The organism is Nocardia sp. NPDC005745 (genome assembly GCF_040630775.1).
Lineage (GTDB): Bacteria > Actinomycetota > Actinomycetes > Mycobacteriales > Mycobacteriaceae > Nocardia.
In genome coordinates, this window is sequence record NZ_JBEXYF010000042.1 from 17,094 (window position 1) to 38,806 (window position 21,713).

The 21,713-nt window shown below is 68.0% G+C and carries 33 protein-coding genes; 3 read left to right on the forward strand and 30 right to left on the reverse strand.

All coding sequences use genetic code 11. The features are described 5' to 3' along the window. Positions 1 to 57: 57 nt before the first annotated feature. The 8 genes from ABZ420_RS31350 to ABZ420_RS31385 all read right to left on the reverse strand — a co-directional run bounded on the left by ABZ420_RS31350 (position 58) and on the right by ABZ420_RS31385 (position 7,640). Positions 58 to 1,272 (reverse strand): SGNH/GDSL hydrolase family protein, encoded by a 1,215-nt coding sequence (locus ABZ420_RS31350; RefSeq protein ID WP_357130388.1) that lies wholly within the window; start codon positions 1,270 to 1,272, stop codon positions 58 to 60. Then, positions 1,272 to 1,781, reverse strand: coding sequence for a hypothetical protein (locus tag ABZ420_RS31355; RefSeq protein WP_357130391.1), 510 nt, complete (start codon positions 1,779 to 1,781; stop codon positions 1,272 to 1,274). The genes ABZ420_RS31350 and ABZ420_RS31355 overlap by 1 nt, the downstream gene beginning before the upstream one ends. Before the next feature lie 9 nt (positions 1,782 to 1,790). Continuing rightward, entirely contained in the window at positions 1,791 to 2,582 is a 792-nt protein-coding gene (locus ABZ420_RS31360; RefSeq protein WP_357130394.1) for a hypothetical protein, read from the reverse strand. Continuing rightward, the gene (locus tag ABZ420_RS31365; protein WP_357130397.1) at positions 2,582 to 3,685 is read right to left on the reverse strand and encodes a hypothetical protein; all 1,104 of its coding nucleotides are present in this window, start codon (positions 3,683 to 3,685) and stop codon (positions 2,582 to 2,584) included. Before ABZ420_RS31365 ends, ABZ420_RS31360 begins: the two co-directional genes overlap by 1 nt. A 93-nt stretch (positions 3,686 to 3,778) precedes the next feature. Beyond that, on the reverse strand, positions 3,779 to 4,033 hold the full coding sequence (locus ABZ420_RS31370; protein ID WP_357130400.1) for a holin: 255 nt from the start codon (positions 4,031 to 4,033) through the stop codon (positions 3,779 to 3,781). Next, positions 4,023 to 4,499 carry a hypothetical protein gene (locus tag ABZ420_RS31375; protein ID WP_357130403.1) on the reverse strand — a complete coding sequence of 159 codons (477 nt, stop codon included), beginning with the start codon at positions 4,497 to 4,499 and terminating at the stop codon, positions 4,023 to 4,025. The genes ABZ420_RS31370 and ABZ420_RS31375 overlap by 11 nt, the downstream gene beginning before the upstream one ends. A gap of 3 nt (positions 4,500 to 4,502) precedes the next feature. After that, on the reverse strand, positions 4,503 to 5,243 hold the full coding sequence (locus ABZ420_RS31380) for a hypothetical protein (RefSeq protein ID WP_357130406.1): 741 nt from the start codon (positions 5,241 to 5,243) through the stop codon (positions 4,503 to 4,505). 102 nt (positions 5,244 to 5,345) lie between these two features. Further along, positions 5,346 to 7,640: a major capsid protein gene (locus ABZ420_RS31385; protein ID WP_357130409.1), complete on the reverse strand. Its 2,295-nt coding sequence runs from the start codon at positions 7,638 to 7,640 to the stop codon at positions 5,346 to 5,348. A 2-nt stretch (positions 7,641 to 7,642) separates the two neighbouring features. Here ABZ420_RS31385 and ABZ420_RS31390 point away from each other — a divergent pair, with 2 nt between their 5' ends. Then, positions 7,643 to 8,179, forward strand: a complete 537-nt coding sequence (locus ABZ420_RS31390; protein WP_357130412.1) for a hypothetical protein — start codon at positions 7,643 to 7,645, stop codon at positions 8,177 to 8,179. Positions 8,180 to 8,183: 4 nt separating this feature from the next. Next, positions 8,184 to 8,756, forward strand: a complete 573-nt coding sequence (locus ABZ420_RS31395; protein WP_357130415.1) for a hypothetical protein — start codon at positions 8,184 to 8,186, stop codon at positions 8,754 to 8,756. Between the two features lie 50 nt (positions 8,757 to 8,806). Here the strand turns inward: ABZ420_RS31395 and ABZ420_RS31400 are convergent, their stop codons facing one another. The 7 genes from ABZ420_RS31400 to ABZ420_RS31430 all read right to left on the reverse strand — a co-directional run bounded on the left by ABZ420_RS31400 (position 8,807) and on the right by ABZ420_RS31430 (position 14,621). Further along, positions 8,807 to 8,983, reverse strand: a complete 177-nt coding sequence (locus ABZ420_RS31400) for a hypothetical protein (RefSeq protein ID WP_357130418.1) — start codon at positions 8,981 to 8,983, stop codon at positions 8,807 to 8,809. After that, positions 8,983 to 11,022 carry a phage minor head protein gene (locus ABZ420_RS31405; protein WP_357130421.1) on the reverse strand — a complete coding sequence of 680 codons (2,040 nt, stop codon included), beginning with the start codon at positions 11,020 to 11,022 and terminating at the stop codon, positions 8,983 to 8,985. The genes ABZ420_RS31400 and ABZ420_RS31405 overlap by 1 nt, the downstream gene beginning before the upstream one ends. Beyond that, on the reverse strand, positions 11,019 to 12,836 hold the full coding sequence (locus ABZ420_RS31410; RefSeq protein WP_357130424.1) for a hypothetical protein: 1,818 nt from the start codon (positions 12,834 to 12,836) through the stop codon (positions 11,019 to 11,021). The genes ABZ420_RS31405 and ABZ420_RS31410 overlap by 4 nt, the downstream gene beginning before the upstream one ends. 96 nt (positions 12,837 to 12,932) lie before the next feature. Continuing rightward, on the reverse strand, positions 12,933 to 13,217 hold the full coding sequence (locus tag ABZ420_RS31415; RefSeq protein WP_357130427.1) for a hypothetical protein: 285 nt from the start codon (positions 13,215 to 13,217) through the stop codon (positions 12,933 to 12,935). Between the two features lie 10 nt (positions 13,218 to 13,227). Beyond that, entirely contained in the window at positions 13,228 to 13,656 is a 429-nt protein-coding gene (locus ABZ420_RS31420; RefSeq protein ID WP_357130430.1) for a hypothetical protein, read from the reverse strand. A 163-nt stretch (positions 13,657 to 13,819) separates the two neighbouring features. Further along, positions 13,820 to 14,329: a DNA-directed RNA polymerase subunit beta gene (locus ABZ420_RS31425; RefSeq protein WP_357130432.1), complete on the reverse strand. Its 510-nt coding sequence runs from the start codon at positions 14,327 to 14,329 to the stop codon at positions 13,820 to 13,822. Continuing rightward, positions 14,322 to 14,621 carry a hypothetical protein gene (locus ABZ420_RS31430; RefSeq protein WP_357130435.1) on the reverse strand — a complete coding sequence of 100 codons (300 nt, stop codon included), beginning with the start codon at positions 14,619 to 14,621 and terminating at the stop codon, positions 14,322 to 14,324. The genes ABZ420_RS31425 and ABZ420_RS31430 overlap by 8 nt, the downstream gene beginning before the upstream one ends. A gap of 206 nt (positions 14,622 to 14,827) precedes the next feature. Between ABZ420_RS31430 and ABZ420_RS31435 the strand changes: the two genes are divergently transcribed. After that, a complete protein-coding gene (locus ABZ420_RS31435) occupies positions 14,828 to 16,060 on the forward strand; it encodes a hypothetical protein (protein ID WP_357130438.1) in 1,233 nt (410 codons plus the stop codon). On the opposite strand, the gene cutA is transcribed toward ABZ420_RS31435, so the two are convergent. From cutA to ABZ420_RS31510, 15 genes are all read right to left on the reverse strand, one after another. Then, positions 16,041 to 16,349: a divalent-cation tolerance protein CutA gene (gene cutA, locus ABZ420_RS31440; RefSeq protein WP_357130441.1), complete on the reverse strand. Its 309-nt coding sequence runs from the start codon at positions 16,347 to 16,349 to the stop codon at positions 16,041 to 16,043. The two genes, ABZ420_RS31435 and cutA, sit on opposite strands and share 20 nt — an antisense overlap. A gap of 71 nt (positions 16,350 to 16,420) precedes the next feature. Then, positions 16,421 to 16,570 carry a hypothetical protein gene (locus ABZ420_RS31445; RefSeq protein WP_357130443.1) on the reverse strand — a complete coding sequence of 50 codons (150 nt, stop codon included), beginning with the start codon at positions 16,568 to 16,570 and terminating at the stop codon, positions 16,421 to 16,423. A gap of 43 nt (positions 16,571 to 16,613) precedes the next feature. Next, the gene (locus ABZ420_RS31450) at positions 16,614 to 16,898 is read right to left on the reverse strand and encodes a hypothetical protein (protein WP_357130446.1); all 285 of its coding nucleotides are present in this window, start codon (positions 16,896 to 16,898) and stop codon (positions 16,614 to 16,616) included. A 14-nt stretch (positions 16,899 to 16,912) separates the two neighbouring features. Beyond that, entirely contained in the window at positions 16,913 to 17,089 is a 177-nt protein-coding gene (locus ABZ420_RS31455; protein WP_357130449.1) for a hypothetical protein, read from the reverse strand. An 83-nt stretch (positions 17,090 to 17,172) separates the two neighbouring features. Continuing rightward, complete coding sequence (locus ABZ420_RS31460) at positions 17,173 to 17,694, reverse strand: hypothetical protein (RefSeq protein WP_357130452.1); 522 nt, start codon at positions 17,692 to 17,694, stop codon at positions 17,173 to 17,175. Further along, positions 17,691 to 17,930 (reverse strand): hypothetical protein, encoded by a 240-nt coding sequence (locus ABZ420_RS31465; protein ID WP_357130455.1) that lies wholly within the window; start codon positions 17,928 to 17,930, stop codon positions 17,691 to 17,693. The genes ABZ420_RS31460 and ABZ420_RS31465 overlap by 4 nt, the downstream gene beginning before the upstream one ends. Then, positions 17,927 to 18,418 carry a hypothetical protein gene (locus ABZ420_RS31470; RefSeq protein WP_357130458.1) on the reverse strand — a complete coding sequence of 164 codons (492 nt, stop codon included), beginning with the start codon at positions 18,416 to 18,418 and terminating at the stop codon, positions 17,927 to 17,929. The genes ABZ420_RS31465 and ABZ420_RS31470 overlap by 4 nt, the downstream gene beginning before the upstream one ends. A gap of 88 nt (positions 18,419 to 18,506) precedes the next feature. Beyond that, on the reverse strand, positions 18,507 to 18,878 hold the full coding sequence (locus ABZ420_RS31475; RefSeq protein ID WP_357130461.1) for a hypothetical protein: 372 nt from the start codon (positions 18,876 to 18,878) through the stop codon (positions 18,507 to 18,509). Positions 18,879 to 18,958: 80 nt separating this feature from the next. Then, positions 18,959 to 19,255 (reverse strand): hypothetical protein, encoded by a 297-nt coding sequence (locus tag ABZ420_RS31480; RefSeq protein WP_357130464.1) that lies wholly within the window; start codon positions 19,253 to 19,255, stop codon positions 18,959 to 18,961. Positions 19,256 to 19,287: 32 nt separating this feature from the next. Continuing rightward, entirely contained in the window at positions 19,288 to 19,500 is a 213-nt protein-coding gene (locus ABZ420_RS31485) for a DUF6283 family protein (protein WP_357130467.1), read from the reverse strand. A gap of 58 nt (positions 19,501 to 19,558) precedes the next feature. Beyond that, the gene (locus tag ABZ420_RS31490; RefSeq protein ID WP_357130470.1) at positions 19,559 to 20,425 is read right to left on the reverse strand and encodes a hypothetical protein; all 867 of its coding nucleotides are present in this window, start codon (positions 20,423 to 20,425) and stop codon (positions 19,559 to 19,561) included. Next, entirely contained in the window at positions 20,425 to 20,691 is a 267-nt protein-coding gene (locus tag ABZ420_RS31495; RefSeq protein WP_357130473.1) for a hypothetical protein, read from the reverse strand. Before ABZ420_RS31495 ends, ABZ420_RS31490 begins: the two co-directional genes overlap by 1 nt. Before the next feature lie 76 nt (positions 20,692 to 20,767). Further along, positions 20,768 to 20,968, reverse strand: a complete 201-nt coding sequence (locus tag ABZ420_RS31500; protein WP_357130476.1) for a hypothetical protein — start codon at positions 20,966 to 20,968, stop codon at positions 20,768 to 20,770. Between the two features lie 36 nt (positions 20,969 to 21,004). Further along, positions 21,005 to 21,340: a hypothetical protein gene (locus ABZ420_RS31505; RefSeq protein WP_357130479.1), complete on the reverse strand. Its 336-nt coding sequence runs from the start codon at positions 21,338 to 21,340 to the stop codon at positions 21,005 to 21,007. A 141-nt stretch (positions 21,341 to 21,481) separates the two neighbouring features. Further along, positions 21,482 to 21,694 (reverse strand): hypothetical protein, encoded by a 213-nt coding sequence (locus ABZ420_RS31510; RefSeq protein ID WP_357130482.1) that lies wholly within the window; start codon positions 21,692 to 21,694, stop codon positions 21,482 to 21,484. Between the last annotated feature and the right edge of the window lie 19 nt (positions 21,695 to 21,713).

Consider the following 21,713-nt stretch of genomic DNA (forward strand, 5'->3'; position numbering starts at 1 on the left):
GTCTACAGGCCAGGTGCAGGACATGGGCGCGACCGTAGGCCGGTGGGGTGCAGCGGCCTACGGCATCGAGACAAGCAACTGATCGGCCATTGCATACGCGCCGAGCCAGGACGGGTGAATGCTGTCCGGCGTGTACTGGTCCACCAGTGATTGCGCGTTCACACCGCGCAACGCGCCGTCGAAGTCGACCAGGCCGCTGCTGAAGGTGGGCAGCTGGCTGATCCACTCGTTGTAGGTGAGCCGCACCGCATCACCGGTCGCGCCGCGCGCGAGGATGGTCGCCATGTAGATCGGCGCCGTCACCCCGAGCGTGGATTGCAGATAGGACACGATGGTCAGGACATCGGCCTGCATCTGCGCCAAGGTCCTGCCCGCGTTCATGTCGTTGCTACCGGCCGAGATGACAACCTCGTCTATGTCGCTCGCCGTGAAACTCTGCCGCGTCCACAGGTAGTTGCTGGCCGGGGTCGTCGCGAAATGTGTGAGCGCGATACCGGCCAGCGACAGGTTGATGATCAGGCGATCGTCTCGGGCCGCCCACAACCAGAACGGGCCACGCCACAGCGACGTCGAGCTGAGCGCCGAGTTGCTGCCCATGATGCCCTCGGAGATCGAATCACCGATCACCAACGTGACCTTGCGGCGACTGGTGACTTGGTATTCCACGACCCAGTCGAACGGGATGTAAGTTTGGGTCGCGCCGCTACCGGCGATCGTCGGATCAGTCGCCGATGTGCTGTTCGCCCACTGCCAGCCGCGCCCACACCCAGTGGAGACCGCAGTGCTGGACGCGAAGGTGTAGCCGAACCCGATCAGCTTCTCCACACCGGCGGTGAACTGGTCCCCGCCCGCGGTCACCCATGGGCTCGTGTACCAGGTTCCATCACCGGGGATCGTCTGATCCGTGGAGACGATCGTCGTCGCGGCAGAGCCGGTGAAACTGCCGGTCTCCAAGGCGGTTCCGGTCGTTGCCCTCGCGTGCGTGCCGACGATGAGCTTTTTCAGCGTGGCCGCGGTGAGGGTGGTTTGGTTGTAGTCGCGGTTGCGGATCTTGATCCGCCACTGCGTGGTCGTAGCGGGCAACTTCACCACAAGCCGGACCGAACCCGCTGTGGCCGCGCCGAGCGCAGTAGCAACGGTGCCGCCGAGACCGCCGTTGCTGTGCGGCAGGGTGAGCGTCCGCGTCGGCGACGACAAGTCCGCGATCGTGTCTGCGGCGGGCAGCTCTTGAGTCGTGCCCGACACATTGACCAGCGGGAGCCGAGACACCATCAGGCCAGCACCACCGGCGCGTTCGACTGGAAGTTCAGCGCGGTCGCGGCGGTGACGAACCCGACCCGCTGCACGACATTGCCCGTACCGGACGGCGCGGTCGCGGTCGCCTGGCCCGGAGTGGTGGACAGGAACGCCACACCCGGTGTCAGGCCGGTCACGGCGGTGTCGGTGCCCTCGAAGTACACCGTCGCGTTCGCGCCGCTGGCCGCGCCCGCGAGCACGAACCCGTGCGCCTCCTTGCCCGAGGTGGTCGCGTCGGCCTTACGGACCCGCGCCGCACCGGTCACGTTGTGCACGTTGACCAAGTCACCCGCGGAAAGGGCTTCGGATGCCTGGATGGATGCAGTGTCAGCGCCGAGCCCGACCGGCAGCATCGAGTTGTCGAGGCGGCCGCTGGTGTCGAGGGCGGGGATCTTGCCCGCGTCGCCTGCACCGGCGGAGGTCTGGATCGCGGCCTTCTCGGTCAGGGTGCCCGCGTTGTTGTAGATGTACTTGTCGCCAGCCATGGCGGTCTCCTAGGTGAGTTGGATGCTCGCAGAGCGGTCTACGAATGCGGATGTCGGCGCGGTCGCTGCGCCGAGCTGCGCGAGGAAGTACGCGCTGGGAGCGGTCGGCGGGATCTGCGTGATCGCTCCCGCCAGGCCGAGATACAGGGGCCCGGGCGTCCATGCCCAGGACGGTTCGGTGATCTCCCCGAACGCGACCGCCGTTGCCTGCGCGCCCGCGTCGGCCGCGCCAGTTGTGATCCAGATCGGCGCGTGCATGTGCCCGGGAGCGTCGGCGCTGGCGTAAACGAGGGTGCCGTCTGGCTGCCTGGTGACCGCCCGATGCCCGGACAGCGGTACCGCTGCGACACCCGAAACGACCACCGTGCTGCCGCTGCCGCCGCCGGGTGGTCCGGCCGGGCCCGGCACCGGCACGGCCACCGCGTCCGGTCCGGCTCCGGGAACGGCGACGATCTGCCCAATTCCGTTGTTGGAGCAGCCGGTTTGGATCGGCCCCTCCAGCCACCGCAGCGGCGGGCTGTCGGCGTAGTCCAGCCACAGTTCCGCCCACGCGTTGAGCGGGACTTGCGCCACCTCGTCAGCAGGCACCAGCCACGACATGACCGCGCCCGCGATGGTGGCGGGCCAGAGCACCTCGAACGTGCCGCCGCGCACCGACAGCCGCAGCCACGCCGACATGCCAGCGGGCCACGGTGTCGGAGTGCCGAGCGGGGCCTGTAGCTCGATCCGGCCGACGAAGTCCGTGGCCGGATCGAGCGCCAGACGCAGCCGCCCGGCGATGTCACCGAGCGTGAGCGTCATCAGGCGTAGACGCCGCCGGGCTGCGTTTCGGCCACGGTGACATTCGGCGAGGTGCCGCCGGTCAGCGCGCTGGTGGCGGTCATCAGCGGCAAGTTCAGTTGCGCCAGATCACCGGTGAACGTGCAGGTGTACGGGCCGGACGTACTGCCCGTCACGGTGACGTTGCCGGTGCCGATCGTGGACAGCGCCTGCAACGCGGACTGCACGGCCGCGGCCGCCGCGTTGTACGCGATGGACGTGGTGGTCTGCCCCTGGAACGTCAGCGTGAAGCTGCCGCCCGCCGGCGAACCGGTGATGGTGACCGTCTGGATTTCGTTGGAGGCGACCGCCCCGCACTCGGGCTGTTCGTCCGCAACAGCGACGGCGGTCTCACCGAAGTAGGGCATGGTCAAGACCAGCGGGCAGCAGTCGGTCGACGGCTCCGGCGGCGCGACGGTGGTTTCGAACACGCGCAGATGCTGATCCTTCTTGATCGGCAACAGCAGACGCCCCGGGGTGTTGTCGGCGTCCGTCGGCATCACGTTGTAGGGGCCTCGGCCCCAACGTGTGCCCGCGTTCGTCCGGCCGGTCAGCGTGAAGGTAGACACCTGGGCGCCGATCTCCAGGTCACCCCCGAGTGCCCAGTCCTTGACCGCGGGCAAGAGGAAGTAGCCGTACTTCGAGACACCGCCGACCGCCGCGAAGATGTCGTCGTCTTCGGGCACGTCGCATTCGTCGTCGGAACCGACACCGGTCCACAGCTCGATCGCGACGCCGCGGTCCTGCGGAATGGTCTTGCGATCGGAGAAACCGATGTCCTTGCCGTCCCAGCCGGTGACCAGCTCCCAGTCCATCAGCATGTTGTAGATACAGGTGTTGACCTTGCAGAAGTTGATGGTGACGTTCCACCATTTCCGCTCCGCTGGAGTGGAATCGGTGACGCAGGTCCCGCCCTCGGCGTTGGCCTGCTCCAGGTCCTCCCGCTCCTTCATCTGCGGGCTGGCAGTGGCGGTGACGAAGCCCTTCGTCACCGCCCGGCTACGGGGCCCGGCCTTGGGCAGGCCACAGCTATCGGTCAAGGTGAGCCGCAGCCTGCGGCCCTTGACTACGCCGAATTCGCTCACGGCTACTACTCCTCAAATACGCATGTGAGTTGTGTCGTGGCTGCCCAAGCCCCGTCGGATGCGGAAGGTAGAGAGCGGGGGTGCAACCCCGGCTCAGCCCAGATCAGTCGCGGAATGCCGCCCGGCCGGACGGATCAGAGACGGCGACTCCGGGTCACCGCGCAACGTGCTCGCCATGGAGGAGAGGATCGACATACCGGCGGCGCAGGCCGAGAGTCCGACCGCCGCGGTGATGTCGCTCCAGTCAGGCGAGGTGAGTACCGTCGCGGTGACCAGCGGCACGAGCGTCTGCGCGAACGTCTTCACGGCTCGCTCGGCCGTGGCCTTCCAGTAGTCCTTACTCCACATCGCCGGACTCCTTCTTCGCTGCCGTACGCGGCGCGGTCTTCTTGGCCGGGGCCGCCTTCTTCGCGGCGGTCTCCTTCGCCGGGGCGGGCTGCGGATCCGCTTCGGCGGCGGTCGCCGACGGGGGCTCCGGCTCGGAGTTCTCGGACTTGGTGTCGAGCACGGCCTTCGTGAACTCGTCTGCGTTGGGCGACAACTGGGCGTTCCTGGGCCCGGTGTCGCTGCTCTCGGTGGATTTGGTGGCCGCGTCGGCGTCGGCCGTATCCGGGACCAGGCCCGCCGCGTACGCGACGGCCGCCGGCACCTGGAATGCGCGGCCGCCGCCCTTGACGGAGACAGTGCGTACGACGCGGGCGTTGCCCGATCCGGCCGCCTGGAGCAGGTGCGCGGCGAGCCTGCCGCGGTCGCCGGGGGAGAGGGGTTCGACGGTTGCGGTGCCGTCTTCGAGCAGGTTGGTGATGGCTTCCATTGGTCAGGCTCCGATCGTTACGGCTTCGGTCCAGCACTCCCACGTGACGAGCACTTCCCGCTCGGCCACTGAAAGCCGCTGGTTCTTGGGGTAATTCGGGCCGTGGTTCATGACGACCGGCCCGCGATGGACGACGACCGGCCCGGTGGCGACGATCGTTTCCGCCAGGCCCGCGTAGCCCGCGCCGAACGCCCACCGATGCCCCAGCGGGCTGAGGAGGTAGGTGCCGGAGCGGGTGATGAGCTGCGCGGCCTGGAGCGCCGCCGCGAGGTGCGGGGCGGCGTGCAGCACCCCGGGAAACCCGAACGGTGCAATGGATTCCTCCAACCCGCCCACGGCAGCCACCAGACCCGCGACGGTGGTCGGGGCACCCGCGAAGGTGAGCAGACGCGGGACCAGCTCCTCCTCGACGCGCCGCGATTCTTGGAGACGTAGCAGCTGTTGCGCGCGCTGCGCCGCCTCCTCCTCGTCCACGAGCGCCGAACAGTTGTCGTCGGCGCCGACCACATCGCCGGTGAATTCCAGGTCGGTCCAGTCGTTGCGTGGCTGCGCGCCTTTCGGCGAGGGGTCGGGTAGTTCGGCGTCGCACGCAATCGGCCACACCCAGCTAGGGCCGCAGTTCCAGGTCTCGACCTGGATGCCCTGCGCGAGCCGCGACGGTTCGCCGGTGTCTTTGACCGTGGCCGCGCCGTACAGGCCCCCAGCCGTGGGGTTCGCCAGCGGCGGCCGGTAGATCTCGGCCACAGGCCGCTCCTTCCGAAAGAGGGGTCCGGTCGGGGAGGGGAGCGGGGCAGCCACCATCGGGACTACTCCCCGCCCCGACCGGAGATCAGGGATGGGCGCCGGTCAGTTCGGCGCGCCAGCGGTGGTCTGCACCACCGCGATCGACGGGCTGGAGCCGCCCTGGAATGCGCCCGTCGCGGTGATCAGGGCGACGTTGGTCGCACCCAGCACGCCCTGGAACGTGATGGTGTACGGGCCGCCCGCCGCACCGGTGACCGCGACATTGCCGGTGCCGATGGACGGCAGCAGCGCCAGCGCCGCCTGAACCTGAGCAGCCGAGGCGTTGTAGGGCAGCGCGGTCGTGGTGTGGCCACCGAACGACAAGGTGAAGGTGCCGCCCGTCGGGGAGCCCGAGATGGTCCCGGTCTGCACTTCGTTGGTGGTGGTCGCGCAGGTCACCTGCTCGCGGGCACCGACGGAGCCGTTGGCGCAGACGTTGATGGTCAGGACCTCCGAGGTCTTGCACCGGCGGTCCATCAAGTACTCGTCCTCGGTGAAAAGCTCCATCTGCCTGTTCTTTTGGAGCATGTCCTTGGAGTGGAGGGTGCCGACCTCGATGACGTTCTCGAGGTGCTGGTACCAGGTGCCGCGCGGGAACAGCAGCGTGCGCACCTGCGAGGGCCACCGCACCGACGCCTTCGGGATCGGCTGCCAGTGCTGCACCCACTCCATGAAGATGTTGCGCGACGCCAGCCAGCCATCGATCTCCGCGTCGGTGATGTTCTTGACATCCCGCCCCTGCTGCAAAGCCATGTCCGCCTTGGCCACATCCAGCATGTAGGCGGGGGTCTTGCCCTCGATCGGCGCGTCCTTCCCAAGACGCTCCTGCTGCCGCTGCACCACCGCCCGCAACGCGACACCGTTGAGGAACGCACCAGCTGCGCCGAGCCCGCCAGCCGACGGGATCGTGTACGCGGTGGAGTCGGCTTCCACGTCCATCAGCGACCACAGGTGCACCTTGATCAGGTGCGCCTTGACCAGCTCGGCGAGGAACCGCTCGATGGACTCGGGGAAGCCGCGCCGCTGGAGGATGCCGGAGGTGACGCACAGGCCGATCGCGTCGACGTACACCTCTTCCCATTCGACGCAGGGGATTTCGACGCAAGGCTTGGTCACTACGGGCGTGCCGTCGGGGTTCTCCGCCTGCAACTCCGCCTCGGTGAACCGCCACGGCAGCGTGTTGTACAGCTCGGAGAAGTCCGGTTCCAGCGGGCGGCGCTGGCCACCACGCGGACCCAGATTCATCGCGGGCCACGTCGCCAAACCGGTCGCCGGGGTCACATCACAGAACGTGTAGATCGTCTCCGGCACCGCGCAGTGCCCGCCGGACGCCACGAGCGCGCCGCCGTCATCGAACGTCGCAGCCCGGTACTCGGTGGCGTTGACGATCTCATCGATGCGGGCAGTGCGCTCCTCATCCGACAGCTTCTCGTCGATGATGTGCGACGGCCCGAATCCGCGATCGAGGGTCGCCAACGACAGCGGAATCTTGTTCGCACCGCCATCGATCCGTAGCGGGTCGCGATTGCCGAAGATCCGATGGCCGGGCGCCATCGCATCGATCGACGCGGCCAACTCCTTGAACCCCACGTGACCACCGACGTACTTGTGCGCCGTCGGCCGCATCACAAACCCGACCTGGTCCGACGGCGGCGCAACGTTCGCCGGGCGGCGACCGGTCGCCGCACCCAGACCACGGAACGACGGCGCGCGGGTGGAGGCGGTGACCGCGGGCTGCTCGGCAGCCGCTTCCGCAGTAACCTGCTCGGCCTCCGCCACGACAGCCGCGCCACCATCCTGTTCGCCGTCGCCCTGGCCGCCGTCTCCTCCATCGCCGTCGCCGGACTGCTCGGTGGTCTCGGTCTCTGCCTGCTGCTCGGCAGCAGTGCGGGCGGCACTACGCGATTCGCGCAGCGCGCGGGCCGCGTCCAGCCGGGAAGCGTCCTCGGCGCGGATCGTATCGATCTGCGTGGTCAGCGCCGCCGCGGCTTCGTTCAACGCCTGCAAGCTGTCGAGCGTCTCCTGTGAGACGGTCGCGCCATCCTGATCGAGGACGGCCGACAGGTCATCGAACTCGGCTTCCGCCGCCTGGCGAAGCTGCTCCAGCTCGGCCGCCGACAGCTTCGCCAGCTCCTCGACGGTGGGCATCTTGAACTTCACGGGATTTCCCTCTCCCTGAGCGTGGTTTATCGCCGGGAGGCCCGCAGCCATGCCCCGTTCTCTGGTTCGGGAGGCCCGCAGCCATACCCCGAGTTCGCGCGAAACGTAGAGGAGGGGGGTGCAACGCCATAAGATGACGGCTCGATATGGGGGTTGACCAGCGAAAATAATTCGCTCATGTGTTCGAGAGGGGAACACCGATGATCAGATCTACCGCCGTCGCCGCGGCAGTGTGCGCGCTGCTCGCGCTCACCGGCTGCGGCAGCAACGACGAGGACACCAAACCGAAGTCCACGCCGATCCTGCCGACCAGCCAAGCGCCAGCCACATCGGCGGGCACGTCCCCGGGGAAGGCGGCGGGGGTGAATGCGCCACTGGACACCGGGGTTTCGAAGTCCACCGGCATGGAGGTGTCGATTCTGTCGGTGGAGGACGTCAACTCCCGCTACGGGCCGGTCACTGTGTTCACGTTCCAGCTGGTGAATACCGGCACGGAGGTGTTCCAGGGCTACAACTGGCCCACACCGACCCTCGTGTACGGGGCCGCGGGATCGCCTGCCGAACACACGATGTCGATCTCCGAACACTACGGCGACGGCGTGCAGGGCGCGATCCCACCCGGGTCACGCCAGACGGTGAAGCACGCCTACAAGGTCACTAAGGACAAGCTGAATCCTGCTGTGGTGACGGCGGGTTCGGTTCTCTGGCAGGGCGACTTCTCCACCTTCCAGCGGTGAGACGATGGAGCCTTCACTTCGTCCGCTCGGTATGGTGATTCCGGCCTACGGTATGTGGCGTCAGCATCGCTTATCCCCGGTTCAGGGCTGGCATTTAAATGTACTGCGCGACGAAATCGTGACCAACGGACAGTGGGAATGCCAAGTCACCATGCGTGCAATCGGGCCAGTGGAGCTATATGAGGTTGAAGCGCGGATATGGGGTGCAGGGTCTGTGCTTTTCGAGACGCCGCATGTTCTGCCGAAAATGACATGCGAGTCCGAACCGATCAAGTTGACCGTGCACTTCCCTGTCGACTCCGAAGGAGTTGCGCCATGGGTCGGTGTTACCTGGGTGGAGGCAGCTCGGCGAGCCGTGATGCAACAGTCCGCCCGCACCCACATGCTCACGGACGAATACCAGCGGTGGAAATGGAACACCGTTCGAAACGTATTCCGTGGCCCGAACACCAGGCCGAAGGGTGATTGGAAGACGATCGGGTTACAGCGTGAGCGGCGCCGCTACTTCGTCGAGCGTTGGGAGGGTGAGGGGTTGAGCGTGCGCCCCAAATCAATTGGTCCGCACAAGGTGTGGTGAAGCATTCACGTTGAAAGCCCGGATGTAACCGGGCCTTTCAACGTTCGATCTCAACTGGAGGCGCGGATCGGTTTGATCACGCCGCCACCGGCCTCCTGGACCGCGATCCGGGCGTCCGTCTGGGTGAGGTACGGGCCTTTCTTCTCCCCGAGGATGGTCGTGACCTCATAACCGGTCACCTGGCCGGTGCGAGCACGGGAACCGCCGCCGCCGCAGTTGCAGCCCATCAGCTTGCCCTCCGTCGTGCGCTGTCCTCGCGGATCGCCGCGGCGAGCTTGCGGCGGCGATCCGATGTCTCCGCCACGATCTCCCGTGCTGCCGCCGCGCGCTGGTCGGCGGCCTGCTGCTGTGCGTACGCCTGCGCGCCCCGGCGGGCGATGTCCTCTAGCAGGCTGGTCGGCAGCGGCGGCCGGGAGTGGCGCGGCGCGAACGACGCCACCAATGCCAAATCCCCGTCTCGATCCCGCATCCGGCGGGCCGGGATCGGGAAGCCAGGTGTGTTCACCGCGTGAGCGGCCAGCAGTTCGGGGTGGCCGTTGGCGCGCTCCCAGTGCCCCGAATGCGGGGTTTGGAGCGCCCTTTTCACCATGTCCTCCGGAGCCTGGAAGTCGATGGCGCCGGATACCCAGATGCCTAGGTCGTCTTCCCCGGCGCACACGTAGGCCCAGCAGGTGGTGACGTCGTCGTAGTGCTGTCGGGCGGCGATGACGCCGCGGCCTGCGGGTGCGTGGCCGCCTCCGACCGTGAGCCGTCCGCACTGCAACCGTTCGCCGTTGTCGAGGTTGACCGGCGACTGATGGAATTCGTTGTATCCGGAGAACGACCGGTAGGGGGTGCGGGCCATGTCCGGGTATGCGGTGTGCATGGTTTCCCAGCACGCCAGGTGTCCCATCACGCGGCCTTCGGCGGTGACGTGGATGGGGGTGGGTTCGGTGAGGTGCGGGTCCTGGAAGAAGTCGGCCGGGTAGAGGTCCGGTTCCACGATGCGGGCGGCGGCCACCAGCGCCAGCGTGTGTTCGGCGTCGGCCTCCTCGCCCAGGATCATGTGGGCGTCGCGGAACTCCGGGACGGAAACGAGTGTGGCGGCGACGATTTCGGCGACGTCGATCCGAGAAACGATCGCCGCGCCGTCCATGTACATCTGCTCGGCGGTTTCGATGCTGACCGGGTTGCCGCTGGAATCGGCGAGTACTTCGCTGCGGGCGACGAGTTCGATGCTGGGGCGGCTCACCTTCTTCTCGACCTCGGCTGCCGCTTCTGCGGCTTCGGGGGTGTCGAGCATGACACCGGTGCCCCAGACCGCGCCGTCGCGCAGCTCGAGGGTTTCGAGGACCGCGACGGTGTACGCGCCGTCATGGCCCGGGTCGGCGGTCTTCTGCCACTTCAACGCGAGCGGCAACGCGCTGTCGACCAGCTGCACATTGCTCGCCAGCATCCAGCCTTGGGATCGGCCGACCACGCCGGTCGGGATCAACAGGGCCTCGAATGTTCGGGGCATGGTTCCTCCTGTGTGGGCGGCGGTGAGCGCAGCGGGTTCGAGGGGTGCGGCGTTGAGGATGAGGACGACGCAGCGGCAGTTCGCTGTCTCCTCGATCGGCCCGTCAGGGTCGTGCGGGTACATCAGCTGCGCGCCGCCGACGAGAAACGGTTGATCGAGGGGGACGCGTTGCCGGTCCGCGTCCATGTGGCTGTGCCGGGTCGCGCTGTCGTGCAGCGCGATCCACTGCTTATCGAGGCGCACACCGGTCTCCCGGGCGTGTGCCTCGGCGGCGGCCAGTCGAGACGCGTTGAACGCGCTCACGGCCTCGTTGCGGGCCGTCAGGGCGGCATCGGATCGCCACTGCGTCCACGACAGCGCCGTGTCCACCGCGGCGCGCACAGCGTCCACGGTGGCGCCGGCCGCGTCCCGGACGGCGGCGCGAACACGGCGGATCGCACGGGCGGGCAGCGCCGCCAGGCGGGTGCGGGCGGAGGCCAGGTATTGGGCGCGCCAGTCGGTGAGGCGGTCGGCGTTCTCACCGAGGAGCCGGGTCAGGGCCGCACCGAGACGGGGCAGCACCGTTTCATCCACGGCCCGGTCCCATTCGGCGTCGGCGTGGCGGCCGATCGCGTCTGGGTCGGGTGGGATCGCCGCGGCGACGAGGGCGGGCAGGGCGGCCGCGCGGGCAGTCGCCAGCCAGGGCCGCAGCGCCGCCCCCACAGCGGCCTCCAGCTCCCGTTCCAGGGTGAGGATGGCCACCAGGTCGTCGCGCTGTTGTTGGTTCACGGTGCACCGACCAGGACAGCGGACTGGGCGGTCAGCACTTCCCGGCACTGCGCCTGCACCAGCTCCCGCAACTGCCCGAGCGGGATGCCCGCTGACGCGCACACTTCGGCGTCGAGCACCTCTTCCCACCCTTCGATCAGCCGATCCACTTCGCCGGGCGGGACCGGCCCGAGATGCCGGTGCGTCTCGCGCGCGGGAACGTCCCGCAGCAGGGCGTGATTGGCGCGGGACCGTCGGCGCATCCCGGCCAGCCGCAGGCCTTCGTTGACGCACATCCGCACCGCCACGGCGGCGGCTTCGCGAGTGTCCGGGAGGCGGTCGTTGGTCGGTGCTTCGATCGCGGGCTGCTCCTGGGGCGGTGCGGCGGGGACGGCGGCCGGTGGTGCGATGTCGGCCAGGGCCGGTACGAGGAGTTGCAGGAGTGGCGCGAGGGTGGGCACGAGGGCGGCGTCTTTGCGTACCTGATCGGTGGCCCACGCCGCCCATCCGTCGCGGGTGGTGAGGTCGTATCCGGCGTCCTCACCCAACGCCAGTTCTCGCAGGTAGGTTTCGGCGTTGGCGACCCCGTCGAGGTATGCCTGCCGCACCTTCTCCACCCGGTCCGGTTCGGCGTCCACGTCGGAGGTGTCGTACCAGATCACGGTGTTGCTGCCGTCGTTCAGCAGCGGCCGCAGTAGGTCCCGGGTGAGGGCGTCGCAGATGGTTTCCATCTCGGGGGAGGCGTGCCACCTGACGGCCTCCTCCTCCACCCCGTACAAGCTCCAGTGATTGAGGTCGGCGAGGCCGAGCAGCACTTCCGGCGGCATGTCCAGTGTCATCGCCAGACGCCGCACCGCGGCTTCGAGGGCCTTCTGCGCCTTCTCGCTGACCTCGGTGTCGAACCGGATGTGCCGGATCTTGTCGACCCATTCGCCGGCGCACTGGAGGATGATCGGAACCATCGCTTCCGCGCTCGAGGGGTCCTCGATCGCGGTGGCCATCGCTTTTTGCAGAGCCTGCCGCACCTGGTCGGCGGTCACGAACCGGGCAACGGGCGGCGGGGGCGGCGGCAGGTTCGGGGCGTCGGGGTCCGGTGCGCCGGTCGGCGGCGGCGTGAGCGGCATCGAGATCTCGTTGGGCAGCACGAGGATGCCGTTACCGGCCTGTCGACTCTTGCCCGCGCCCTCGATGTTCTGCATCATCCGGACGATCTGCCGCAGGATCGGCAGGGCGGCCTTGACCGGCGACCAGGCGAGCGAGGATCGGCGGGGGTCGGGCCGCCAGATCCGCACCAGCGTGTCGACGTCCGGCACCATCACGTACTTGCTGCCGTCGGGCAGTTCGATCTCGACTTCGGTACCGCGGGTCTTCATCTCATCCGACGACAGGATGTGCCACTCTTCGGCGCCGTCGCGGTAGATGATCGCGAGGAACCCCTCCCCGGGGATCATCATCAAAGGGGCCAGGCGGGACAGCATCTGTGACTGGCCGGTCGCGCCGCCCGCGATGGCGGCAACGATCTTCTTGGCTTCGGCGTTGTCGGTGCTGCCGGTGGGTTTGCCGGTCTCCGGGTCGATATCGGAGGCTACGAGGCGGAAGCGGCTCAGTAGGGCGGTCTTCCACAGCATCGAGAAGCTGAGTTCGCCGACCTGGTCGAGCATGTCCCAGCATTCGGGCTGCCACTTGCCGCGGTCACCGCTGGTTTTGGCGATCTTGCCCCACCGTGCGGGCGGCACGGGCGCGGATGCCGCGGTGAGGCCGGACACGGCGGAGGCCACCGGGGACTCCACGCTGTCCGGGGTGGTGGGTTTCGTGCGCCGCCAGATCTGTGCCATCGACGGCGGACGGTAAACAGCCGGGGTGCAACCACCCCGGACACGACGAAGCCCCACCCGGAAGGGGATTCGGGTGGGGCTTCCTTGGTCGGGACTCTAGTGAGGAATCCCGAGCTTCTCGGCGTGCCAGTCGAGCGCTGCGTCTCGATCGGTGGCGGGCACGCTGCGGGTCGCGTGCGCGGGCGGGGTGATCCATCGGATCGACCGCCACCCGGTCACCGGCCGCAACGTCCATGCGCCCCATTCGCGGTGCATGGTGTAGCCGCCGCCGTTGTCCCGAGGGTCACGCCGCGCCGGGACGAGCCCGGCGACGGCGTGACGCACCCAGAACCACGGGCGCGACGGTCCAGCATCGGCGTATCGGCCTGCGGTCATGGGCATATGGATGCTCCTATCGTTTGCATTCCGGCGCGGTGATGAACCGCTCCATGCTGAAGTCCGTGAAGGCGAACGGGGTGCCCCCGAGGCTACCGCTGGCGGTGGCCGCGACACGCCATACTCCGGGCATACAGCGCGTCTTGACCTCGTACACCTCGCGGGGGGCCGGGATCTTGTCGCTGTGGGCGATTTCCTCCGACACCCACGCGCCGCCGTCGCGCCGCTCCAGTGTGAGCGTCATGTGGTGCACCTCGGGGGCGACGCTGCATTTCGCCCAGGCGTTCCCCACGATCGAGCCGACACCCACGGTGGGTTTGGTCGGCATGAATCCCAGGTTGCACTGGAATTCAGCGCGGGCGGGGACGACCGGCGCGGCGGCGACGGGTGCCGCCGCGCTGAGCAGTGCCGTACCGGCGAGTACGGCGGTGAAGAGGTGACGCATGATGGTTCCTCCCTGTTGGTCCCGGTCCGGGATGTCCGGCCGGGGAGAGGACGACGCCAGTGGCCCACCTGGTGAGCAGGTGGAGGGTGTTCCGGCTTCGTCCGGTTTGTTGAGGGCTGCTCCCTCGAACACCCCTAACTATACACGCTCGTGTGTGTACTGTCTACTGGTCGGGGACGAGTTTCCGCTGGTAGAACACCGGCCGCCCATGAGGTCGACACGCACGAATCGCCTCGATCACCGCCATCCCCGACGGCCGGAACGAATCCCGAGGCGCGTGCGCCCACACCCGCACGTCATCCACCGGACTCGGCAGAGCAATCTCCGCCCCAGGCGGGACAAGGGTGACGTTGAGCCGGAACATCTCCGCGAACAACGGCACATCATCGGGCACGTCCGGGCGGATGATGAACGTCCAGCGCTTCGACCGCGGATGCGACACGACCGGCCCGGCCGTCGCCCCGGTCTGCTGCATGTGGTTCTTCACCTGCGCGCCCAACTGAGCCGGGAGAGTGATCGCGCCGATACTGCCCGACCAGAACGAGATTCGGCCCAGCGACGGATCGATGCACGCGGGCAGCCCGCACACGTTGCGGTAGAACCGGACTCGCGCAATCGGGTTCTCCAGCACGGTGGTGGCGTCGTCCACGTAATGCACTGCGGCTTTAAGCATCTGCGCCCCCGCCCAGCCAGCGCCTCCGGTCTATCCCGGTGACCGGAGCGAGGTTGATCAGGTATTCGCGCGGGATGTCGTGACGGTCATCCACGACCGCGGTTCCGACCCAGCGGCAGGTGCCGGGCTGGTTGCGGTCGTGCGGCCCGATGCGGCCGTCCTCGTAGGGGGCCAGGCGTAGGCAGTGCTCGACGTCCGGACACCGCACCCGCGTCAGCGGCCCGTACGGTGTGCCGTCGATGGTTTCCCACTGCCCGACCTTTGACAGCCGGACCTTGTCTGCCTCTCCCATCCCGCGCGGCTCCCGTTCTCCTCGATTGGAAGGCGCCCGGCGCCGGGGGCTTTCGCTACCCTCCGGCGGCGTCACAGACGCCGGTGGTGTGCCCTGATGAGGGAGGGCTCACCCGGCGCCGAGGGCCACTTTCAGGGTTGTCGCTGCGAGGATTGATCGACAGCGCAAAACTGTAGGCAAATAACGCTCGAACTCTGGAGAGAGAGTTGAACGAGCTTTTCAAATCTCGCAGGCTGGCTCACGACTGGACACATGCCGAGCTGGCCGCACTGGTGTGTGCCGAGATCGAAAACGCGACTGGCCACCGAGCCGCCGTCGATGCGCAGGCGATCAGCCGGATCGAGCGTGGTGAAATCCGATGGCCTCGCACTGCGACGAGACAGGCGCTCATGGCAGTGTTAAAGGCGGGGTCGGAATCAGAGATCGGGCTGTACCCGAAACGAACCCGCCGCGACGCTGAGAAGGATGAAGCCACGAAACGCAGAGACTTTCTAGCGCTGGCCGGGATGTCCATCCCGCTCACCACCGCCGCCGCACCCAACCGCGTCGGGGCAGCGGAGTTGGACGAGATGCGCCACAAGTTCACCCGCCTGCAAGACCTCGACAACCTCATCGGCGGCGGCGACACCTTCCACCTGTACTTCTCCGAACTCGCCAGAACCGAGCACGTTCTCCGCCACGCCAACCACAGCAGCGCAATACGAGTCCAGTTGACCGAACTCGCGGGAGAGCAGGCGCAACAGGCTGGTTGGGCAGCGTTCGACGCTGGTTTCCCCGACCACGCCCTTAGCCTGTACAGCTACAGCCACCGCGCCGCGACCGAGGCCGGCAACCTGGAGCTGGCCGCTAACGCGCTCATCCAAACCGCGTACGCCACCGGTGACCGCGACGCCGTGTCAGCAGCGGACGCCGCCTGTACTGCCCTTGGCCCGGACGCTCCCCCGCAGGCTCGAGCGTTGCTCGAATCTCGGCGTGCCTGGTCTTTGGCGACCATCGGCGAACGCGACAACGCCGCCCGTGCCCTCGATGCTGCGGCGGACGCGCTCGACAGCGAAGCGTCGCGCCCGGCAGCGAAGTGGTTTGCGTGGATGACCCGCGACGAGCTGGACATCATGGTCGGCCGCGTTTGGGCCGTCCTGCACAACCCGGAGAAGGCGATGGCGCCGCTGCAACGTGCATTGGGCTCGTACCCCGATCCGTGGACACGGGACAAAGCCCTGTACATGACCTGGCTCGCTGATGCTCACCTTGACGCAGGCAACGCCGAGGAGGCGCTGTCGATCACGGAGGATGCGCTTACGCTGGCCGGGAAGGTCGCATCAGTGCGGCCACTCGCGCGGGTGCGGCAGGTCGCGCGGCGGACCGTCGGGATCCCCGGTGGAGACGACCTGTGGGCGCGGGCAGCCACTGCGCAGGTTCCTACTCCGGCGCGCTTGTAGAGCGGTCCACCCAGTCCGCGTACTCATCCGGGCACCATGCGATGGGCTGGCCGGTCAGCTCTGGATTGTCCCACGGATGCAGCTCCTTGACCCGGGCGGCGAGCTTGTCCCGAGTGGTGTGGGAGGTTCGCAACTCGACGCGCCATTCCTGGCCTTCACCGGACTCGCCGAGGTGCCAGAACACCGACTTGATCGGCCCGGTGATGAACGCACCCGCCGCCAGCTTCTCCGCTACCGCGGCGCGAGCGATGGATTGGGCAGCGTCTTCGGTGGGGGTGGTTGTAGTCACGGTCCACACACTCGGGGTTGCCATTCCGACAGCCTAGGGGACACCCCCCGCCGCGAATGTGCCGATCGGCGTTACCGCGTAACCCTGTCCGGGTGCTCCTCGCCTGCGTCGCCGTGCCGCTGCGCCAGGAAGGCAGCCCACGATCGGGCGGCCTTCTCTTCGTCGTACGGGCCGCCGAGGGGCGGTTCCGGGTTCGGTGCGGGACGCAGTTCGAAGGTCATGCAGGTTTCGACGCATCAACGCGCGTCCCGGTTCCATCGAATCTCAGTACCGCGAATCCTGGTCTGGGGGTGTGTAGTGCTCTCCTGCGGCCGCGGCTTCCAACACATCCAGGATGCGCGCGAGCACGACCCCGGGCGCTTCGCCGCGCTCGAACGCTACAGCGGGCAGATCCAGGATCCGCAGCACCGTCTCCACGTCCCCGGGCTCCGGCGCCGGTGTGATTCGACCGGCCAGATAGCGGCCGAGTTCCGGGGCGGTGACCGGGCGGGCGGCGGCGTTGATCCCGTCGACCACGGCACGCACGAGTGCCTGCTGTTCGGCGCTCATCAGGTGTTCGTCGGTCACTGCGGGCCCGCGGTTTCGAGGGCGGTGTCGTACACCTGCTGGGAGTCGCGGATCTTGGTGGCGAGGAACCGCATGCGCTCCGAGGTCAGATAGCCGTTGCGTAGCGCTGTGCCGTCCAGTTCGGCGGCAACCTGGTCCAGCGCCAGGCGCGCGAACCGGATTTGAGCAGACATGGGCAGTGTCTACCAGCCCCAACCGACAAAAACGCCACCACACGCCGACAGATGGCGTGTGGTGGCGTTCTCGGGTGACCGCGTTAGATCGTGCCGGGCCATTCGACGTCATTGGCGGCGGTCGGCCGGTTGTCCCGCTTGTCGTCGGGGTGACAGATCGGGCACCACGAGCAGCGGTGAAGCACGCTCACCGCCATCTCTACGCCGACGGACAGGACGGCCACGCTGAGGAATGCGGCGGTAATCCAGTCCAGTGAGACCGTGACGAACTTGTCCATGAGCGCCACCACAATGGCCGCGATCACCGAGAAGAAGCCGACGCGCAGGACGCGCCACGCCAGGCCGTGAGTGCGCAGCCCCCACGCTCGACTGCCGTCGGTCGGGCCGTCCACCGGCAGCGGCCCATAGCAGTGGTTGCAGAGCCGCCAGTGGCCCGCGAAGGTAACGACTCCGGCGATGATGATGGACAGCATCACCACCGCCACCCACGTCGGGATCGTTACGAGCCCGAACTCGATCGGGATGTTCAGTACGCCGACCGTGATCAGTGCGATCGGCGCGAGCCGACCGGCCGCGCACACCGGGCTTCGGCATTCGGAAGTCATTGGGTCTTCTGTCTCCTTCTCTTCGGGGTGCCGCTCGACTTCGCCGGGCGGGGATCAGGGACGCCGACGGACGACGGCGTGGAGGGGATGCCGAGCATCTGGAGGAGGGCGTGCTCCTCGTCGCTGTCCTCGGCGTGGGAAGCGACCAGGCGCCGCACCGCGGTCTCCTGGTCGCCGGTGACGGCCTTGGCTGGGATCTCCTCCAACGTCCGGCCGTCGCGGGTGGTTGCTCTCACCGCGTCACAATGTCGGCGGGGCGTGCACCGTCGGTCGTGGCCCACGTGATCTGGTCGATCAGCTGCTGCACGTGCTCGCGGTCGGTGGCGACGAGCTTCACCGTGGGGCGTGGGGTGTCCTCGAGGACGCCGCGCGCCCAGTACTCGACGGTCCAGCGTCCGGCCCTGGTGTTCCGCTTCGCGTACGGGGCGGCGAGGAACCGCTTGTCACCGGTCGTCCAGACACCGGGCAGGGACGCGCGCCGCAGCGCAGTCAGCGGGGCATGCGTGAGGACGTCGAACGCGGTGGGGGCGTCGCCGGGGAACAGGCTGCGGTACAGGGACTCGGCGGTCTCGTGCGCGGTGTACGCGCCGTCGAACTCTTTCTGCCACTGGTCGTAGGCCGCGCCGTAGGTGATGGGTTCGTGGTCGAGGAGGTCCATCAGGTGGGCGTTGGCGTGCGCCAGCTCGTCGGCTGCGGTGACCTGTGCGGGGGTGTAGGTGTTCATTTCCGGCTCCATCCGGGTTGTTGGGTGACGGCTCGATCCGTCGGGGGATATGGGTGAGGGCCGCCCAGTCTGGGCGGCCCTCACGGGGTCAGACCTCGCCCGCGCGGCGGGCCAGGTCCAGCATGTGGCCCTCGTTGTCCTTGCAGCACTGCGCGATCGATCCCCGCACGGCGGCGGCCGGGGTGGTTGCCCAGATGCGCTGGGTGCCGTCCGGGGTGGCGTGCGGGCAGGTGGCGGCGTGGATGATGCCGAAAGAGCCTTCGCCGTTCTCGCTGTACACCGTGAGGAACTCTGCCCCGAGGACGTCGGCGGGTGCGAGGGCGGTGGTCAGCGTGAAGTTGCGGCGGTTCGCGCGGTAGTACTCGGCCATCTCGTTGGCCTCGGTCTCGTCGGAGGTGACGATGGTGCCGCCAGTGGGATTGCCGTTGTCGTCCAGCATTTGGAAGGTGTAGATGCTCATGCCCGGCTCCTCCGGTGCGGTGAGGGCTTGTCCCTCGAACACATCCAACAATACACGCCTATGTGTGTACTGTCAACGGGTCAGTCCTTCTCGTACCGAGACAGGAAACCCACCAGATACGACGCCGCCGGCCACAACCCGAACCCCCACCACCACGGCAAACCGGCCACGAGCGCCGCGGGGAAGGCCAGCGCGAGCGCGAACCACCAGCCCATGCACCAGGCGCACCAGAACATGAACCGCAGCATGGACCCCTCGGGCCATCGCGCGATCGACCAGTCTCGTATTGGTTCGCCGATCTTGTCGTTGGTGATGATCCGGCTCAGGCGGGCGACGGTGAGCACGTACAGGGCCAGGGCGAGCAGGGTGGTTGCCATGGCGCGGACGGTAGACACCGACCGCGCAACCGCTACTCGGTGAAATGGTCGCAGTCCGCTGAGCCGCAAGTGCAGGAGTTCCACCCGCGGAACGCGTCCCTGATGGCTTCGGAGAGGGTGATGTCAGGACGGCGGCGGGTGACCTTCTCCATTTCCTCTGCGGCCCCTACGCCGCTAGGTACGTCGCAGCGGTACGGGCAGGACTCGCAGGGGCGGGGCGCGGGCGGCCCCAGTTGCTCGGGCATGGGTTTCCTCCGTGACGGTCCGGCCCGCCGCGGGTGGCGGGGCGGGCCGGATGGGTGATCAGTCGGGAGCGACGGCGGCGTACTCGTCGTCCAGGCGGCGGGCCTCACGCCGGTACAGGGCGGCGATGGTGTGGGCCTTGGTGATCAGACCGGACAGGGCGGCAAGCTCGTCGCGCATCACGTCGAGATCGAACGGCATCCGCACCGCGCCGGTGAAGAACCATTCCTCGTGACCGCTCGGCGTCTCGGGGAGGTTGACACCCGCATCGCGATAGGCGGTGAGGGTGTCGGCGACTTCGATCCAGCGGTCGGCGTACGCGTCCGCATCTGTGACTCCCTTGGCGAGGGCGGCGAGCATTGCGGCGTCATGCTCGAGGTCGGCGGATTCGGCGGGATTCAGGCGCGATTCGATGCGGTCTCGCTCAGCTTGGGACAGCGGTGAGCGCATCAGGCGGTCCCAGCTGATGCCCTGCCCGCACTCGGTGGAACGCCATTCCCCATCGGGGCAGAACACCCATATGCGGCCGAGGGTGTCGGTGATGGGGGAGATGCTGGCCTGCTGGTCATGGGTGGGGGCGGTCATGTCCGGTTTCTTTCTGTGCTCGGCGATGCAGCCGGGGCAGGTGAACAGCATGGTGAGTTCTTTGTTGTGGGGGCAGCGGGCTGCCCGTGCGTGCCGAACGCCGGGACCACCTATGAAGAAGTGCGGCCACCTCTGCACATCGGCCAAGGTCGGCACGTCGCGGGCCAACACCTCCGCCGGGGGGCGCTCGATGAGCAGGTGTTCGGCGTACTGGTCTCGGACCCCGGTCTCATCGAGTGCGGAGAATCCGATCCCGCACGCGCACGTCGCGACCTTGCGCATGGGTGACGCGAATGGGCGCTGCCAGTCGATCGGGCCGAGGTTGCAGGGGGTGATGTGCATCAGACGGCCCAGGGGAAGGCGTAGAAGGGCAGGCTGTCGGGATCGGACGCGGGTGCCCAGACGGCGGGGAGGGCGGCGGGGTCGAGCGCCAGGAGGCGCATGAAATCGGGATGCGGGGCGGTGGCGGGCGCGTACCCGGCGTCGCGCGGCGCGTCGGAGCCGAGCGCGCAGATAGCGACCTGGAGCGCGACGGTCTCGTTCAGTTCCGGGGTGAGCGTCTTGGGGTCGAGGCCATCGATGATCGCGGTGGTGTTGTGGTTGAACATGTTCCGGTTCCTTCCGGGTTGGTGACGGCTCGGTCCGTCAGGTGGCCCGCCACCGGGTGGTGGCGGGCCGGGGCGGTCAGTTGGTGCGAATGGCAAACATGGTGGCGATCAAGCCGAGTCGGGTCTCGGCGTCGATCACGTGCTGTGCGATCGGTCCGTACGCCCTGTGGGCCTGGCGCTCGAACTCGGCGCGGAACTCGGCCGCGGTGTCGATCGGGTGGCAGGGGCACGGGTAGTTGGCGATCGCGATTGCGACGACGCGGGCCTGCGCGTCCATCAGTTCATCGAACGTGGTCATGGGTTCCCCTCGGGTCTATCGGCGCTCGGCCGTCTCGGCGGCGGCGAGGACCGCGTTTGCGGCGGTGAACAGTTGGTCGGCGAGTTCCTGCATCCGGGCAGGGATATCGCTCGGGAAGACGAGACCGACGGCGCCGGGCTGGATTTCGTGGAGCCGCTGCCACGACAGGGTGCCGAGGTTGAACACCTCCACGTAGTACTCACTGCGCACCACCGGCTGGCGGTGGTTGTACACGAGCCAGATTCGGCCGGGGCGACCGCCGAGCAGCTCCACGAGCTGGAGGCAGATACGGCCGTCGGCGCTGCCGACGATGGCGTCCTCGGTGATTTGCGGGGTAGTGAACAGGGTCATGGGTCCGGCCTTCCGGATGTGTGACGGCTTGGTCCGTCGAACTCGGTGGTCTGGGTGTGGTGGCTGGTTCGCGATGGGATCGCCGTTGATTCCCGACCGCAGCGCCGTTGATGCGGGGAACCAGCCACCATTCGGGTGGTCCTAGGGCCGTTCGGGACCCCACTCCAGACGGTCTGGGCATTCGGCGGTGCCGTCGGCCCACGTGCGGCCGTTCGGGGCCCAGTTGTGCGGCCACACGCAATCAGCGGCCAACTCGTGCACGCCGTCGTGCTGCTCGCACAGCACGGGTTCGGTCATGGCGTCGCTCGGGTGGGCGGCGAAGTCCTGGGCAGCGGGGGAGTCGGGAACTGACATGTCCGGCCTTCCGGTTGGG

Bases quoted from the DNA above. Each gene is read 5' to 3' on its own strand.
- ABZ420_RS31350 (WP_357130388.1), bottom strand. From the start codon at position 1,272: ATGGTGTCTCGGCTCCCGCTGGTCAATGTGTCGGGCACGACTCAAGAG.
- ABZ420_RS31355 (WP_357130391.1), bottom strand. From the start codon at position 1,781: ATGGCTGGCGACAAGTACATCTACAACAACGCGGGCACCCTGACCGAG.
- ABZ420_RS31360 (WP_357130394.1), bottom strand. From the start codon at position 2,582: ATGACGCTCACGCTCGGTGACATCGCCGGGCGGCTGCGTCTGGCGCTC.
- ABZ420_RS31370 (WP_357130400.1), bottom strand. From the start codon at position 4,033: ATGTGGAGTAAGGACTACTGGAAGGCCACGGCCGAGCGAGCCGTGAAG.
- ABZ420_RS31375 (WP_357130403.1), bottom strand. From the start codon at position 4,499: ATGGAAGCCATCACCAACCTGCTCGAAGACGGCACCGCAACCGTCGAA.
- ABZ420_RS31390 (WP_357130412.1), top strand. From the start codon at position 7,643: ATGATCAGATCTACCGCCGTCGCCGCGGCAGTGTGCGCGCTGCTCGCG.
- ABZ420_RS31395 (WP_357130415.1), top strand. From the start codon at position 8,184: ATGGAGCCTTCACTTCGTCCGCTCGGTATGGTGATTCCGGCCTACGGT.
- ABZ420_RS31400 (WP_357130418.1), bottom strand. From the start codon at position 8,983: ATGGGCTGCAACTGCGGCGGCGGCGGTTCCCGTGCTCGCACCGGCCAG.
- ABZ420_RS31410 (WP_357130424.1), bottom strand. From the start codon at position 12,836: ATGGCACAGATCTGGCGGCGCACGAAACCCACCACCCCGGACAGCGTG.
- ABZ420_RS31415 (WP_357130427.1), bottom strand. From the start codon at position 13,217: ATGCCCATGACCGCAGGCCGATACGCCGATGCTGGACCGTCGCGCCCG.
- ABZ420_RS31420 (WP_357130430.1), bottom strand. From the start codon at position 13,656: ATGCGTCACCTCTTCACCGCCGTACTCGCCGGTACGGCACTGCTCAGC.
- ABZ420_RS31425 (WP_357130432.1), bottom strand. From the start codon at position 14,329: ATGCTTAAAGCCGCAGTGCATTACGTGGACGACGCCACCACCGTGCTG.
- ABZ420_RS31430 (WP_357130435.1), bottom strand. From the start codon at position 14,621: ATGGGAGAGGCAGACAAGGTCCGGCTGTCAAAGGTCGGGCAGTGGGAA.
- ABZ420_RS31445 (WP_357130443.1), bottom strand. From the start codon at position 16,570: ATGACCTTCGAACTGCGTCCCGCACCGAACCCGGAACCGCCCCTCGGC.
- ABZ420_RS31450 (WP_357130446.1), bottom strand. From the start codon at position 16,898: ATGAGCGCCGAACAGCAGGCACTCGTGCGTGCCGTGGTCGACGGGATC.
- ABZ420_RS31455 (WP_357130449.1), bottom strand. From the start codon at position 17,089: ATGTCTGCTCAAATCCGGTTCGCGCGCCTGGCGCTGGACCAGGTTGCC.
- ABZ420_RS31460 (WP_357130452.1), bottom strand. From the start codon at position 17,694: ATGACTTCCGAATGCCGAAGCCCGGTGTGCGCGGCCGGTCGGCTCGCG.
- ABZ420_RS31470 (WP_357130458.1), bottom strand. From the start codon at position 18,418: ATGAACACCTACACCCCCGCACAGGTCACCGCAGCCGACGAGCTGGCG.
- ABZ420_RS31475 (WP_357130461.1), bottom strand. From the start codon at position 18,878: ATGAGCATCTACACCTTCCAAATGCTGGACGACAACGGCAATCCCACT.
- ABZ420_RS31480 (WP_357130464.1), bottom strand. From the start codon at position 19,255: ATGGCAACCACCCTGCTCGCCCTGGCCCTGTACGTGCTCACCGTCGCC.
- ABZ420_RS31485 (WP_357130467.1), bottom strand. From the start codon at position 19,500: ATGCCCGAGCAACTGGGGCCGCCCGCGCCCCGCCCCTGCGAGTCCTGC.
- ABZ420_RS31490 (WP_357130470.1), bottom strand. From the start codon at position 20,425: ATGCACATCACCCCCTGCAACCTCGGCCCGATCGACTGGCAGCGCCCA.
- ABZ420_RS31495 (WP_357130473.1), bottom strand. From the start codon at position 20,691: ATGTTCAACCACAACACCACCGCGATCATCGATGGCCTCGACCCCAAG.
- ABZ420_RS31500 (WP_357130476.1), bottom strand. From the start codon at position 20,968: ATGGACGCGCAGGCCCGCGTCGTCGCAATCGCGATCGCCAACTACCCG.
- ABZ420_RS31505 (WP_357130479.1), bottom strand. From the start codon at position 21,340: ATGACCCTGTTCACTACCCCGCAAATCACCGAGGACGCCATCGTCGGC.
- ABZ420_RS31510 (WP_357130482.1), bottom strand. From the start codon at position 21,694: ATGTCAGTTCCCGACTCCCCCGCTGCCCAGGACTTCGCCGCCCACCCG.